The organism is Saccharicrinis carchari, from assembly GCF_900182605.1.
GTDB classification, from domain to species: Bacteria; Bacteroidota; Bacteroidia; order Bacteroidales; family Marinilabiliaceae; genus Saccharicrinis; species Saccharicrinis carchari.
The window spans coordinates 125,003-139,455 of the sequence record NZ_FXTB01000003.1; the positions used below are offsets into that span (position 1 = coordinate 125,003).

Consider the following 14,453-nt stretch of genomic DNA (forward strand, 5'->3'; position numbering starts at 1 on the left):
TACTACTATTTAGGCTATTATTTTTGTACATTGTTATGGGCTGTATTTTCTTTCCCCTTTTTATTCATCCACCATTTCATAGTTAATCCCCAACCAAGTCCGCAAATCAGCCATAATGGTATTCCAATCAAAAAATTTTTCTGAGTAATCTCCTCACCTTTAATTAATGGGAGTATAACTTGCATTGTAATAAACATAAATAGTCCAAAGAAAAGGCCTGATTTTAACCAATTCTTTGTTGTATTTTTCTTTTCAATAATTTCAAGATTCAAGTTTTTATATCTGTCAGGTTGTTTGTCTAACCACTGCTGTTTTATTGATTGTTTAAACCATCCCCAAATAGGAAAAGTAATTGTCAATATAATTAATGCAGTCAGATTTCTCTGTACTGGTATTATTTCCTTACAATTGTCACAGTAAAAACCAAACCAGTTTTTAAACGCGGTCTTGTTTTGAGCAGAATATTTTAATCCTGAATGCAGTTCTCCACAGTGAGGACATGGAACTAAAGAACGTTGATAAAAAGTTTTTTTTCCGTCTCGCTCGATTAACATTACTTTTGGAATTGTCTGTCCCAAAATTAATTCATTAATTACCAGTCCTGGATTTATAATCCAATGCAATATCACAGGACTTTTCCAGTTCCAAACCTTATATTTTTGCTTGTCGTAGTTCATTTCGGTTGGTTTTTTAATTGTGCCCAACGGTTGGTACAAGAATGTGCCCAACGTTCAGTATCAGAATAGTAGCCAAATGCGGACTACAAACTTTTCAAGCTAAAGAAAAGCCAAAGCGGGCTACAACCCTTGAATTTTCCGCTGCCTCGGCTATTATTTTTGTACATTGTTGGCAACTGGCCTTAATCAAGTGTTTCAATAAATTGTTTAGCTGTCATTGTCGGCAACTTTGAATTTTTAAAATCTCTTAAATTCCTTGTAATGATCAATTCCTGTATGTTCTCAATTGCCGTGAAATATTGAAGTCCATCTTCGAAATCTGAGAAAGTCTCATCATTCAAAGCTAATCCGACAATTTTATCATCCAATGGTAATATTTTAACAATCAATCTAAGTTTTCTTAATATTGATTTGGCTTTATTAGAATCCATTTGACGCAATAATACATAACTGGTATTAGCGATTGTCAAAGATGATATTGTTAATTCAATTCGCTTTTTGTCCGCCAGTGAAAATAAGGTTGCAGCTTCTTCAAAAAATGGCTCTCTCCGTGATAATAAATCAATCACAATGTTTGTATCGACGAATAGCTTTTTCATTTATATTTTTCCTCTAAATAATCACGATACTCATTTTTGTAATCAAAGTCAGTAGGCAATTCAATCACACCACTTAAACTCTCAACGAGTGGAGTAATTGAATACTTTTTCTCCTCTTCTTTTTGCTTAGTAACGCTATCAAGATAAGATTCAATCATTTTTGAAAGGCTAATCTTATGACTGCGAGCATAAGTTTTAGCTCTCTCGATAACATTTTCATTTAATCTCAACGTTAATTTAGCGTCCATAATCTTCAAATTAAATTACGTACAAATATAATTAATTAATACGTCACAAGCAAGACTTATGTTCTCCAGCTTGTTGCCAACTTTTAAATAACCTCACCTCACTTGCCTTTATTTCGACTTTGCATGCGGTTATTTTAATACTTAAATATAGTACATTACGGCAGAACTATAATACATAAAAGTAGTATTTTTTAATCGTGCAGCAAATGGGCTATCCATCATATTCGGGCACATTTCGGAAAATTTACCGGATAAACGTTTTTATTCAAAAAAAGCCCATGGGAGCCCTGCGAAAATGCGAAACAGGTTATGTTAGCGTTAGTTGGTTTTTAAGAGGCTATACCCAGCACCGACATCAGCACGGTGGCCAAGCCCAAAAAGCTAAAAAAGCCGGTAATATCCGTAACGGTGGTTAATAGGATGGATGAGGATGTGGCGGGATCCTGCCCTATGGCCTTTAACGCCATGGGAATGCCGGCACCCGAAAAACCGGCTACCATCATCGACAATACCATTGAAATAGCAATAACAATGGCTATACCGGCCGATGACGACCAAAAAAATACGATGGTACCGGTAGTCAATGCCACAGCAACACCGTTGATAAAACCCACAAACAGTTCTTTCCGAGCCACAACAAACCACTGCGATATCCTGATTTCCCGTAGTGCTAAGCCGCGCATGGTAACGGCCAAAGCCTGTGAACCGGTATTTCCGGATTGGCCGGCTACAACCGGCAGGAAGATGGCTAAAATAGTTATTTGTGCAATGGTATCTTCAAACACCCCTACTACCATAGAGGCTATAAAGGCAGTTGCCAGGTTAACCTGTAACCACGGTAGCCTTTTTTTTACGGCATACGAAACCTTCGAGAGGGCTCTCTCTTCGCGGCCCGCACCAAACATGGCCTGCACATTTTCTGTAGATTCCATTTTTACCGCACTCATCAGAGCATCGTTTTTAATGATTCCCAACAATTTGTTATTAATGTCGGTAACGGGCACTTGCAGCAGATTTTCCTTTTCCATAATTTCCAGGGCATCCTCGCGATCGTCCATTGCATTTACCCGTGGTGCGTCGATATATAGATGACGCAAGGTATCGCCAGGCTGCGAAATAGCAATGGTTTGTATGGGTATTTTACCCAGCAGATACCCATCATCATCAATGATGTATATGCTTCGTATCCTATCGTCGCCAAGTTTGCGGATCCGATCCAGTACGTCCTGAACCACATTATCGGGATGGAATACAATTACCCCGGTTTCCATGATGTAACCTGCCGTATCCGGTCCGTAGGTCAAAAAATCTTCTATTTCGCGCGCCTTAACCGGGGGCAGCCATTTCAGTCTTTTTTTAACATCCTCTTTATTTAATCGCGAGAGTAAACGTGCGGCCAAAGGGGTATCTACTTTTGTAAACACCTTTTTAAATAATTTTTGGTCCATGGTTTTGGCGGCCACTGCCGCTATTTCCGGGTTCATCTTACAAAAAACCGGAACGATTGTATCTACGGGCATTATTTCCAGGTAATGCAATATTTTATCCGTAGGAAATGAATTCATGACCCTTGCCGCTTCCATTGGGAAATGCAGAAAATATTCTTTAACGAGATGCTTTTTTATCGCAGCTGTATTATTGTCCATACCTTAAATTTTATGTAGTCGTTGCAATACCGGAAAAGCCACATTCACTCCTATCACTATTTACCGATAACATGCAGAAAACCCGACAAACCAATGCTGTATAGCTCTCCCAGCGAATTACTTGTTTCTATTATTTGTTGGGTCAATTCCATTTGGGGATCCCTTGTGTTTTTATCTACCGTTTTAAAATCCAACATACCCACCAGTTTGCCATTGCTATCGATTACAGGAACCGATCTGTATTGCTGCCATACAGTATTTTTGCTTAAGGATTCTATGTCGGTATCTGCAGAAAAGCAAGGACTATCGGTTTTAATTATGGCTGCTATTTTAGTACTACTATCCGCAAATAAAAGTTCGTGTAACATCACTATCCCCACATAATTATCGTGTTCGTCCACAACGCATACAAAGGTGCTCACCCCTTTTTTTACTTGCTTTATAAGCCGTAGCGCTTCCTCTGCCCTGCGGTGTTTTTTTAGGGCAAATACAATAGGATTCATAAACGATGCAACCGTATCTTCTTTGACCTTTAACTTTTGGCGTATCAGGCTTGCTTTTGGGGGGGCAATGGCATCCATTATTTTATTCGCCAATTGTGGATCGCACCTTCGTAATATAGATTCGGCGGGTGTAATCTCCATTTTATCGAATAAAGCAATGGCTAAATCTAAATTCATCCGTTCTATACTTTTCGCAGCTAAATAGCGATTCATTATACTCAAAACCGAAAGGCTTAGCTCATGGGGTAATTCTGCCAGAACAACCGCTTTTTCGTCATCCTTTAATCTTTCTATATCTCGCACCGCCTCTTTAGGATGCGAGCATACATACTGTTCCAATAAAACTTTATCTGTATCCATTGTTTACTGCTTTTTTATCAAAACCGATTGCATTTCGTTGAATGACTTTGCCGGTATAAAAAACTGCCCGGTATCGGTATCTACTTTAACTACGGTGGCATCAATTCTCGCTATTACTCCTTCTACATCGCCTATGCGAATGGAATCGCCCTCTTTAAAAATTTTACGTACATAAAAAGAAGCCAAAATATTACTCACCGAAGTTTTGGCACCCAATCCAAAAGCAAAAGCCGCCGCAAAAAACACAGCAGCCATGGTAATATTCATCATCTGTATAAGAAAAGTGACCTCGATACCCAACTGGTCAATGGCTATAATGATGGCAGAAAAGATAATGAGGTATTGCGTAATTTTTCCGAGGCTGTTACCATATCTAAAACCAATTTGAGTAGCAATGGTAGCTATGGTTTTTGCAATGAACTTACCAAAAACCATCGCAACAAATACGATTACTGTGGCAGCAAGTATATTGGGTGTATAAATAAATATGGTTTCTAATCCTTGTGTAAAAACAGTTAAACCAAGTAAATCGGTTATTAAAATAAATGTAGCCAGCATAATAAACCAGAAAAAACCCATACCAATGTAAGGAGCGGACTGCTCAATATTTATTTGCTCAAATTTTTGATTGATTATCCGGTTTGTATAGCGTACCAAACGAACTATCAAATACTTAACTACCCTTGCAAATAAGTACCCTAAAATAAGCACAAATAAGGCCAGTAGAAGCTCTGGAAGAAGTTCCATTAACTGATTTTTTAAAGATATGGCCGTTTTATATAATTCGTCTATCATAATTCATGATTTTAAAAAATAAATATCATTGCACAAACCACAATATACTGCTTTAAGATAGCATTGCGTAGTTTATAAATAAGAAATCGACCTTTGGTGCCCTCTTCATAAATTTTATGAAGAGGCAGGTTATATTACAAATGCTTTACTTGTTGTGTATCGCCCACCTCAACATGTAGAAAAACTTAATCAAAAAAAGCATCCATTCATTATACTGCCTCAATCTTAAACAATTGCATAACAGACTGATTATCTATGGTTTTAGTCTAACAATAAGCGGGCATTTACGATGTGGCACGTTTATTACCTTTTTAGGGTTGTAAATGCAAAACAGAAAACAATGAAAGCAAAGAAATTAGCAAAGAAACTCGCTTCACTTTTGATGATATGGTTGATAGTAATTTTAGGAGGCTGCAACTCAACCAAAACACTTAAAGGTGGAGCCGTAGGAGCAGGTGCCGGAGGTGCCATAGGCGGAGTCATAGGTTCGGGATCGGACAATACCGCTAAAGGCGTAATTTTTGGTGCCATGATAGGAGGTGCCGCCGGAGCACTTATAGGCAAGTACATGGACATGCAAACCGAAGAACTTCAAAAAGATCTGGAAGGCGCCGAAGTAGAGCGAATAGGAGAAGGGATTAAAATCACCTTTGATTCAGGCATTTTGTTCGGTTTCGATTCATCGCAACTCACCGAACCTTCGAAAAAAAACATAGAAGAATTAGCCAAGGTGCTTAACAAGTACGACGACACGGAGATTCTTATTGAAGGCCATACCGATAGCAAAGGAGCCGAGGGATACAATCAAAAGTTATCGGAAGAACGAGCCAAATCCGTAGTTGACCAACTTACAGATCGCAACGTAGCCAACAAAAGATTCACCATAGTGGGTCATGGCGAAGCGATGCCGATAGCCGATAATGCCACCGAAGAGGGCAGAAGACTGAACCGGCGGGTAGAAGTGGCTATTTATGCCAATAAAAAATTAAAGAAAGCAGCCGAAAAAGGAGATATAGGTGAAATAGAAAAATAAACACGCACTTTAAAAAATTAAAATCAAATGATTATGAAAAAAGCATTTATATATTTTACTGTGGCAAGTCTTTTCATGGTAAGCAGCATTAAAGCACAGGAGTCTTCAGTTGGTGTAAAAGGAGGGGTCAATTTATCAACCCTCAGCATCGACGATAATAACGATAAAAACATGAAAATTGGATTTAATGTTGGGGTATACAACAAGATATCTCTTACCGAATCATTTGCCATACAGCCCGAACTTCTATATTCGCGGCAGGGTATTAAAGTGGAATATGACGGAGTTGCCGATGGTGAAACAAAATTCAATTTAAATTATATCAATGTTCCCGTTAAATTAGTATTCAATTTATCCGAAGATTTTGAATTTCAATTGGGTCCATATGTAGGTTATTTAATTAATGCCAATCTTAAAACAGATGCCGATATATTTGGCGAATTTGAAGTGAATTCGGAGGACGATGTTGATCGAAAAAATTTTAAATCGCTTGATTATGGTCTTACGGCCGGCCTGGGCTTTGATTTAGATCCGTTAATTATTGGTTTAAACTATAACCTGGGTCTTTGTCAGGTAGCTAAAGACGATGAGTTCTCGTACGATATGCTGGGTGATGCCAAAAACAGGGTAATCCAGATATCTGTTGGTCTTAAATTTTAATTCATCTTAAAACTTACTGTTATGTTACGTTTAGCAATCACATTTTTTATTATTGCCATTATAGCCGCTATATTTGGCTTTGGAGGTATTGCAGCCGGAGCCGTTGAAATTGCAAAAATTATATTTTTCATTTTTGTGGTCTTACTTCTGATATCTCTTATAGCCGGTGGTGTAAGAGGATGGAAATAAATCCTTTAAAACATTACCTATCCTAAACTACCCTTTAGCCTCACATTTTTCTTATATTAAGCCTATTGCGCTTATTCATTCCGCAGTTTCCCCAACTAGTGTACAATCGTATAAATGATTCAGGGCGCTGCGGATTTTTATTTTTACTAAAATAAGTACCTTTGCGCCCTATTGATTTTTACATAAAAGATGAAGCGAGAAGAATTTGAAATAATGGCACCTGTTGGTTCTTACGAATCACTTCGCGCGGCCATTCAGGGAGGAGCCAATTCTGTTTATTTTGGCATTGAGGGATTAAACATGCGTTCCCGATCGAGCAACAACTTTACCGTTGACGATTTGCATCAAATAGTGAAGATAGCCAAACAACATAATGTTAAAACCTATCTTACCGTAAACACGGTGCTCTATGATCAGGATCTTAACCTGATGCGAAAAATTATATTGGCGGCCAAAGAAGCACTCATATCGGCTGTAATAGCCTCTGATGTTTCGGCCATTTCCTTTGCCCGAGAAATTGGCATTGAGGTGCACCTGAGCACCCAACTCAACATATCCAATATTGAAGCGCTAAAGTTTTATGCCCGGTTTGCCGATGTGGTGGTGCTGGCCCGGGAGCTGGATATGGATCAGGTGGCACAGATATACCATCAAATTCAATTGCAACAGATAAAAGGGCCCAACGGAAATCTTATTCAAATAGAAATGTTTTGTCATGGAGCCTTGTGCATGGCAGTTTCGGGTAAATGCTACCTGAGCCTGCATAACACCCAATCATCGGCCAACCGCGGTGCTTGCCTGCAAACATGCCGACGCAGCTATATCGTTACCGACAAGGAAACCGGACAGGAATTGGAAGTGGACAACGAATATATCATGTCGCCCAAGGATTTAAAGACCATTCATTTTTTAAACAAGATGGTAGATGCTGGTGTACGCGTTTTTAAAATAGAAGGACGTGCCAGAGGACCCGAGTATGTGCACACCGTAGTTAAAGCCTACAACGCGGCTTTAAATGCTATTTTAGATGGTAGCTATGGCCCGAAAAAAATAGAAGATTGGAACAAAGAACTGGCTACCGTTTTTAACCGTGGTTTTTGGGATGGCTATTATCTGGGTCAAAAACTGGGAGAATGGAGTCACAACTATGGCAACAGAGCCACAAAAAGAAAGATGTACATTGGTAAAGGTACCAACTATTTCCCTAAGATAGGTGTAGCCGAATTTACGATGGAAACTCAAAGCTTAAAAGTAGGCGACGAAATATTAATTACCGGTCCAACAACAGGCGTAATAAAAATGACCGTTCCTGAAATAAGGGTAGATTTGCAAAAAGTGGAAGAAACCGTTAAAGGAGATTCTTTCTCGATACCCGTACCCCAAAAAGTACGCCGATCGGATAAATTGTATAAGATGGTGAGTGCACATGCAGCACTGAATCAGTAAACGCTAATCGAGTAGTAGGCTACCGGTGGTCAGAATTAATTAACCCCCATCCCCGAACCTTTGGCACGGTAATTCCCCGCCTTTTCAGTTTAGGGGGAAGAACTTACATGACGTTTATAATCAACTTATGCCGTTTTTCTTATCTTGGAGGCAGTAGTAGGTATGGGGCTTAATAAAGTACTAAAAGCCAAAACCAAATAAGAACGCTTAATACTAAACTCAATAAATAATGAAATATCAGGGCAATATAAAAAAGATGACATGTGACTTAAGCGATACCGTGGAATACGTTTTACCCATTGGCGGGGAGCGCGTATCCATCAACCAATTTATCGACAAAAAAGTAAGTTTCAATTATTTACATCAAATAAACTGTATTGCATGTGGTAAAAAAACCAATAAATCTTTTGGTCAGGGCTTTTGTTACACCTGTTTTACCCAAGCTCCGGAAGCCAGTGAATGTGTGTTACAACCGGATAAATGCCAGGCACATTTGGGCATATCGCGCGATGCCGAATGGGCTAAACAGCATTGCCTGGTACCACATGTGGTATATCTGGCCGTATCGTCGAATATTAAAATAGGAATCACCCGAAAAACACAAGTACCAACACGGTGGATAGACCAGGGCGCCTCCTTTGCCATCATTGTTGCAGAAACACCCAATAGACATATTGCCGGTACAATAGAAAAGTTTTTGATGCAACATTATACCGATAAAACAAGTTGGCAGGGTATGCTAAAAGGTAATGTAATGGAAACAGACCTGCTGGCCGAAAAAGAAAAGGCCTGCCAATATTTACCTGCCGAACTAAAACAGTATTGCACTGCCGACAATAAAATCACCGAAATCAATTTTCCCGTAAACCAATTTCCGGCTAAAGTAAAAAGCGCAACATTTGATAAAACAGACAAGGTAGCAGGCACGCTTACCGGTATAAAAGGACAATATCTAATATTGGATAATACGAATGTTCTGAATATACGTCGTCACAACGGCTATCTGATAGAAATGGATGTCACCGACTGAAAAAACCAGGTTATTCCGGGATGATTGCTCCGCTTGTATTTTTACCTATTTTTCCGGTGCTAAAGGAAAACCGAACCACTAACTTGTTTATCAAGGAATCGTTGGCTGCACCCGCATCAAAGCTTACAATTTTTAAAAAATCGTTTACTAAAAATTCCATATTTTTATTTGTTGTTTTTACATCGCTCAATGCGTAAACACCTTTCCAATCGTCGGTTAAAAGCTTTTTAACGGTAACATTGCTATCTTTAAAATCGCCCATTAAAATAACCGGTACGCCGGCAGATATTTCATCTATCCTTTTTAATAAATCAAAAGCTATTTGTTTGGAGTGATAGGATGGTATAGTATCCTGAAGCTGAAGTCGAAAAAAATAGAAAATATGTCCGGAGTGCTTATTTTTTAACTGATACCACGTAAGCATATTTTTATTTTCCTGCAATGTTTTATTTCTGTAGATATAGTAAGAAGAGGCTAAAAAGTCGAAAGATTTTTTTTTAATGGCTATTGGCGAAAATTTAATCTGAGTGTCCTCTTTTAAAGTGTTTACAGGCATAAACTGATACCCTTCCGATTCAATATGTTTAAGGCACGAATCTGTAAATTCTGTTTCTTCAAAGCTTATTAAGTCCGGTTTCACCTTACTCATGTAAAATTGTAATGTATCAAAATAAGGCTGATAAAAGTCAATAGGATTGCTGGTATAGGCGCAATGAAACCGAATAGCAGAAAAAGATACCCCCTTGTTAGCTCTATGGCAGGAGGACAAACCTAAAAAAATTAAAACATATATAGTAACAAATAGCCTCATTATAAATAGTTTGTATTAAATATACAAGGTATTTATTTACAATGCGTTAATTTTATATATTATAAGGAATATATTTGATAACAAACTTATAATCGTTGACTATCAACATAAAAATATAAAAGAAAGCAGGTATTTCCAGGCTGAACCATTCGTAAATTGTGGTAGATATGAATAAAGGTCAGCGTAGGTACCACCGTAGGCATTCATCCCTTACTCCAATGTAGCAGCTACCCAAAATCCTTACCAACATAGCAGAAATTTAATCTATCGAATCGATATGAATGGTAACCCCAATGCTATACTTTTCTTTTACCTTATTTTCGTATTGGGTGGCTAAATCATGTGCTTCGCTTAAACTCATGGTACCCGGCAGGGAAATGTGGAAGGTTAATTCGGAATGATGTCCGTATCTATGAATTAAAAAATGGTGTGCATCCAAATTACGAGTAAAGGTTTTAAAGCCTATTTCGCGGATACTTTCTTTTAAGTTTTCATCAATTTTTTCGCCCAGAAATAAGGACAGCGCTTCCTTTAAAATTTTATAGGTGGTGTAAAAAATCAAGCCCGAAACAACCAGTCCTAATGCACCGTCAATCCACCAAAAATACTTTCCTAAATATATACCTATTAAAATGATTATACTCGAAATAGCATCGCTTCTGTGATGCCATCCATCGGCAATTAAGGCTTTCGATTCCATTTTTTTACCACTACGGATAGAGTATTGCGCCATACCTTCTTTAACCACTATGGAAATAAGTGTAACTATTATGGCCCATTTTCCATAATCAACGGACTGGTGCGAAATGAGTTTTAAAATGGACTCGTAAGTAAAATTAGCCGCTACAATGGCCAATAAAATACCCACAAAAATGGTCGCAATAAGTTCGGCTCTGCCATGACCAAATGGGTGATCTTCGTCGGCGGGCTTTAAGGAAATTTTTATGCCAATCATAACGGCAAACGAGGATATAGAATCCGTTAAGGTGTGCCATGCATCGGCAACCAGTGCCACCGAATTATATAAAATACCTACCCAAAACTTAACGGCAAACAGCACTATGTTTAAAAATATAGATAGCCATGAAAGTATCAATCCAATATTTGTATTTTTTATTGATTTCATGGCCTTATTTTATTGACGAGGTATCCACCGGATAACCATTTTGTATCCATTCGCGAAATCCTCCCTTGAGTTGGTATACATTTTTATATCCCAAGGAACGTAACCATACGGCACATTCCTTAGTTCTTTTTCCTTTTTCGCAATATAAAAAAACGGGCGATTTTTTATTTATATCAATAAGCATCTTTTTAAATGTTTCCTTGTTTCCGCCCCAATGCGCATCTGTTATCCTATTTTCCTGGTATTCATCGTGTAACCTGATATCCACAATATATATGCTGCCGTCGGAGGTAATTCTATTGTAAAAATCATCGCATTCAATCAACTTTTCTTTTTGCGAAAAACAATGCACAGGAACCAGCAACAATACCAATACTATCCACCTCATATTATCCTTATTTTAAACCACAAAAAAATCCGATATAATTTGATCTGTCAAAATTTTTTTATCCTTGCACACTTTTAAGCGACCATTTTGTGTAAATACATTTTTCAACATTATATTTTTTTGCATCTTTTCATTAAATAGCTGTACCATTTTTTTATCCATACTGTGTAAATCTCTTATTTCAGCACCATTTTTAGTACGTAAACCTAACATTATCTTTTCGTTATAAACATCAATATCCGATAAAATTTCTTGTTCGTAAAAAACCTCTCCCCTTTTTATATTATTTATATATTTTTTTAAATCGGATATATTCCACCGGCGGGTACGTGCGGCAAAAGAGTGAGCCGATGGCCCTAAACCTACATAACTATAACCGCTCCAATAGCTTGCATTATGTTTGGATTGATAACCCGGTAGGCAAAAATTTGAAATCTCGTAATCATCGAAACCGGCTTTCGTAACAGCTTTTATCAGAACATTGTATTGCTCAATACTCTGTTTATCCTCCACCTCACGAAAGATATTTTGTTTTAATTTTTTATAAAAAGCAGTTCCGGGTTCGAAAGTAAGATGATAGGCCGAAATGTGTTGAACTTTTAGCGATATAGCCTTATCAATGGATTTTTTCCACTCTGCCAGGGTCATATCCGGTATACCGTAAATTAAATCGATACTTATATTTTCGAAGCCGGCTTTTTTACTCATTTCTACGGCATTGAAAGCCTCCGAGCTGCTATGGCGTCGATTCATAAAGGATAAAATACGATCGTTAAAACTTTGTATTCCGATACTCAAGCGGTTAAATCCTATACGTTTTAAGTCATCTAAAAAAGGCAGGTTTATATCGTCGGGGTTCACTTCAATGGTAAACTCGAGCAATTCTGCAATATCACATACCTCTTTTAGGCTGGCAATAATATTTTCAAAATCCTTTATATGCAGTACGCTTGGCGTTCCTCCACCAAAGTAAACGGTTTGTATAGGTTCCCTTTGCAGTTCCTCCTTGCGTATCCTTATCTCGTCACATAATGCTACTACAAACTCCTTTTTATCGCTTAAGCCAACAAGGCTGTAAAAATCGCAATATCCACACTTTTGCATGCAAAAAGGAATATGTATATAAATTCCGGCCATTCTAACAATATTTTATTATCAACTCCATCCTAACAAATTAGCGCGGAATTATTCATGTATAACTGTAAAAAATGAAAATAAAACAACTGTAACGTTTCACGTGAAACATTTGTTTTCCAGTATTTTGTTCTAATTTTGTACCTGTTTTCGTATTTTAATGCAATTGAATTTATTTATATGTTCCTTTTAAAAAATTATTGGCGTTCTGTTTTATTATTTATAATTATTGTTTTTTTAAGCACTATAAACACAAATAATCTGGTTACTGAGGAGGTGCAGTTTTTTAAGCATTTTGATAAATTTGCCCACTTTGCCATGTATTTTTCATTAAGCTTTGTGTTTTTTATCGAAAACCATAAAAGTTCGCGACCCATACGAAAACGTTGGATTATATTGGATACTATTATTTTAGGAATATTACTTGAGTTTATCCAATTTTTGTTTACCAATTACAGAACCGGCAATTTTTATGATGCCGTTTTTAATACCATTGGTGTTTTAAGCGGAAGTGCACTGTATTTTTTACTACGAAATCATCGTTTAGTTTATAAGCTCATGCTATTTAAAAGTGATTACAATAAATAGTAATCTTCTTTGTTCTCCACGCGGTCAGCTATATTTCCAATGGTTTCTTCTTTAAACAGTTGGTACATTTGTTTGCGCACATCCTTAAACTGATCGTGTACCGGGCAGGGTCGCTTATTTTCGTGCGCCGTTTTACAACTCTTCATGCCAATTAAGCAATTATCGAAGGTATCCGTGCCATCAATAATTTTTACAATATCCAATAAAGTTATTTCATGAGCATCCTTGGCCAGTGCAAAACCACCATGCGGCCCTTTGTTAGAAAGCAACATTTTTTGCTTGGCCAGGGTTTGGAGTATCTTACCTAAAAACGGGGTAGGTATATCCAAATCTTTTGAAATTTGTTTAATACCTATTTTTTTTCCATCCTCCTGGTTCAATGCCAGGTAAATAACCGAACGCACTGCGTATTTACATGTATTTGATAGCATAATAAAAGATTTACAAATGCTAAAATACACAAATATGGGTAAACTCAAACAGAATAAGCCGAGCGAATGAAAAATATTTATTCTATAAGCAGAACGGTATTTAAGCCACAGTAAGTCAGCAAGGTATTTTTTCTATTCTTCGCTGGTGTCTGCCTCCCTCAAAATCCGTATTTAAAAAAATATCCACTATTTCCTTGGCGTCATCATTCGAAATAAACCGTGCAGGAAGCGAACAAATATTGGCATTGTTATGCGATCGGGCCAATTCCGATATCTCCTTGTTCCAGCATAATGCGGCTCGGATACCTGCATGTTTGTTCACCGTCATGTTTATACCATTACCGCTGCCGCATACCGATATACCCCATTGTACTTCGCTATTTTCAACGGCTGTAGCCAAAGGATGGGCATAATCAGGATAATCGCTACTTTGCACCGAATAGGTTCCAAAATCTTTACAATCGATACCTTTATCCAACAAATAAGTTTTTAATATTTCCTTAAGTTCAAAACCCGCGTGATCTGCAGCTAAACCAATCGTATTTACTTTCATCCTTTTTTTGCCAAAGATAAAACAAACTGTTTATATTGCTTAAGCATCCAATAAAATACTTATACCAATAGTTTATTTCACACATAAACAACTTAAATAATTGCCTTATTACTAATAAGAAATAAGTTGTGCATAACTATCAAATTACATGTTGATAAAATGTTAACAGCAGCTGAAAACAAATAAAAAATAAACTTGTTTTTTTATTGAAAATACTACATGCAAGCTCTTTTTTA

The 14,453-nt window shown here is 37.4% G+C and carries 18 protein-coding genes; 6 read left to right on the plus strand and 12 right to left on the minus strand.

Features of this window, described 5'->3' with window-relative positions; translation table 11 throughout:
• Positions 1-17: 17 nt before the first annotated feature.
• The 6 genes from FN809_RS07180 to FN809_RS07205 all read right to left on the minus strand — a co-directional run bounded on the left by FN809_RS07180 (position 18) and on the right by FN809_RS07205 (position 4,828).
• A complete protein-coding gene (locus FN809_RS07180) occupies positions 18-677 on the minus strand; it encodes a hypothetical protein (RefSeq protein WP_142532825.1) in 660 nt (219 codons plus the stop codon).
• A 182-nt stretch (positions 678-859) separates the two neighbouring features.
• Positions 860-1,276: a type II toxin-antitoxin system VapC family toxin gene (locus tag FN809_RS07185; protein WP_142532826.1), complete on the minus strand. Its 417-nt coding sequence runs from the start codon at positions 1,274-1,276 to the stop codon at positions 860-862.
• Positions 1,273-1,524: a DUF6364 family protein gene (locus FN809_RS07190; RefSeq protein WP_142532827.1), complete on the minus strand. Its 252-nt coding sequence runs from the start codon at positions 1,522-1,524 to the stop codon at positions 1,273-1,275. The genes FN809_RS07185 and FN809_RS07190 overlap by 4 nt, the downstream gene beginning before the upstream one ends.
• A gap of 329 nt (positions 1,525-1,853) precedes the next feature.
• Positions 1,854-3,170 (minus strand): magnesium transporter, encoded by a 1,317-nt coding sequence (gene mgtE, locus FN809_RS07195; RefSeq protein WP_142532828.1) that lies wholly within the window; start codon positions 3,168-3,170, stop codon positions 1,854-1,856.
• Between the two features lie 56 nt (positions 3,171-3,226).
• Entirely contained in the window at positions 3,227-4,033 is an 807-nt protein-coding gene (locus FN809_RS07200; protein ID WP_142532829.1) for a CBS domain-containing protein, read from the minus strand.
• A 3-nt stretch (positions 4,034-4,036) separates the two neighbouring features.
• The gene (locus FN809_RS07205; RefSeq protein WP_142532830.1) at positions 4,037-4,828 is read right to left on the minus strand and encodes a mechanosensitive ion channel family protein; all 792 of its coding nucleotides are present in this window, start codon (positions 4,826-4,828) and stop codon (positions 4,037-4,039) included.
• A 340-nt stretch (positions 4,829-5,168) separates the two neighbouring features.
• On the opposite strand from FN809_RS07205, the gene FN809_RS07210 reads away from it, so the two are divergent.
• The 5 genes from FN809_RS07210 to FN809_RS07230 all read left to right on the plus strand — a co-directional run bounded on the left by FN809_RS07210 (position 5,169) and on the right by FN809_RS07230 (position 9,186).
• A complete protein-coding gene (locus FN809_RS07210) occupies positions 5,169-5,861 on the plus strand; it encodes an OmpA family protein (RefSeq protein WP_142532831.1) in 693 nt (230 codons plus the stop codon).
• Positions 5,862-5,894: 33 nt separating this feature from the next.
• Positions 5,895-6,521 (plus strand): porin family protein, encoded by a 627-nt coding sequence (locus FN809_RS07215; RefSeq protein ID WP_185957489.1) that lies wholly within the window; start codon positions 5,895-5,897, stop codon positions 6,519-6,521.
• A gap of 21 nt (positions 6,522-6,542) precedes the next feature.
• The gene (locus FN809_RS07220) at positions 6,543-6,710 is read left to right on the plus strand and encodes a DUF1328 family protein (protein ID WP_142532833.1); all 168 of its coding nucleotides are present in this window, start codon (positions 6,543-6,545) and stop codon (positions 6,708-6,710) included.
• A 189-nt stretch (positions 6,711-6,899) separates the two neighbouring features.
• A complete protein-coding gene (locus FN809_RS07225) occupies positions 6,900-8,156 on the plus strand; it encodes a peptidase U32 family protein (protein WP_142532834.1) in 1,257 nt (418 codons plus the stop codon).
• A gap of 256 nt (positions 8,157-8,412) precedes the next feature.
• Positions 8,413-9,186, plus strand: a complete 774-nt coding sequence (locus FN809_RS07230) for a DUF2797 domain-containing protein (protein WP_246095517.1) — start codon at positions 8,413-8,415, stop codon at positions 9,184-9,186.
• A 10-nt stretch (positions 9,187-9,196) separates the two neighbouring features.
• Here the strand turns inward: FN809_RS07230 and FN809_RS07235 are convergent, their stop codons facing one another.
• From FN809_RS07235 to hemW, 4 genes are all read right to left on the minus strand, one after another.
• Positions 9,197-9,835, minus strand: a complete 639-nt coding sequence (locus FN809_RS07235; protein WP_142532836.1) for an exonuclease/endonuclease/phosphatase family protein — start codon at positions 9,833-9,835, stop codon at positions 9,197-9,199.
• Between the two features lie 421 nt (positions 9,836-10,256).
• Entirely contained in the window at positions 10,257-11,123 is an 867-nt protein-coding gene (locus tag FN809_RS07240) for a cation diffusion facilitator family transporter (protein WP_142532837.1), read from the minus strand.
• 4 nt (positions 11,124-11,127) lie between these two features.
• Complete coding sequence (locus FN809_RS07245; RefSeq protein WP_142532838.1) at positions 11,128-11,511, minus strand: rhodanese-like domain-containing protein; 384 nt, start codon at positions 11,509-11,511, stop codon at positions 11,128-11,130.
• 12 nt (positions 11,512-11,523) lie between these two features.
• Positions 11,524-12,648, minus strand: coding sequence for a radical SAM family heme chaperone HemW (gene hemW, locus FN809_RS07250; RefSeq protein WP_142532839.1), 1,125 nt, complete (start codon positions 12,646-12,648; stop codon positions 11,524-11,526).
• A 135-nt stretch (positions 12,649-12,783) separates the two neighbouring features.
• Here hemW and FN809_RS07255 point away from each other — a divergent pair, with 135 nt between their 5' ends.
• Positions 12,784-13,233, plus strand: a complete 450-nt coding sequence (locus FN809_RS07255) for a VanZ family protein (protein ID WP_394348163.1) — start codon at positions 12,784-12,786, stop codon at positions 13,231-13,233.
• On the opposite strand, the gene FN809_RS07260 is transcribed toward FN809_RS07255, so the two are convergent.
• Together FN809_RS07260 and rpiB are read right to left on the minus strand one after the other, a co-directional pair.
• Positions 13,221-13,664 (minus strand): RrF2 family transcriptional regulator, encoded by a 444-nt coding sequence (locus tag FN809_RS07260; protein ID WP_142532841.1) that lies wholly within the window; start codon positions 13,662-13,664, stop codon positions 13,221-13,223. The two genes, FN809_RS07255 and FN809_RS07260, sit on opposite strands and share 13 nt — an antisense overlap.
• A 115-nt stretch (positions 13,665-13,779) precedes the next feature.
• The gene (gene rpiB, locus FN809_RS07265) at positions 13,780-14,217 is read right to left on the minus strand and encodes a ribose 5-phosphate isomerase B (protein ID WP_142532842.1); all 438 of its coding nucleotides are present in this window, start codon (positions 14,215-14,217) and stop codon (positions 13,780-13,782) included.
• Positions 14,218-14,453 lie beyond the last annotated feature (236 nt).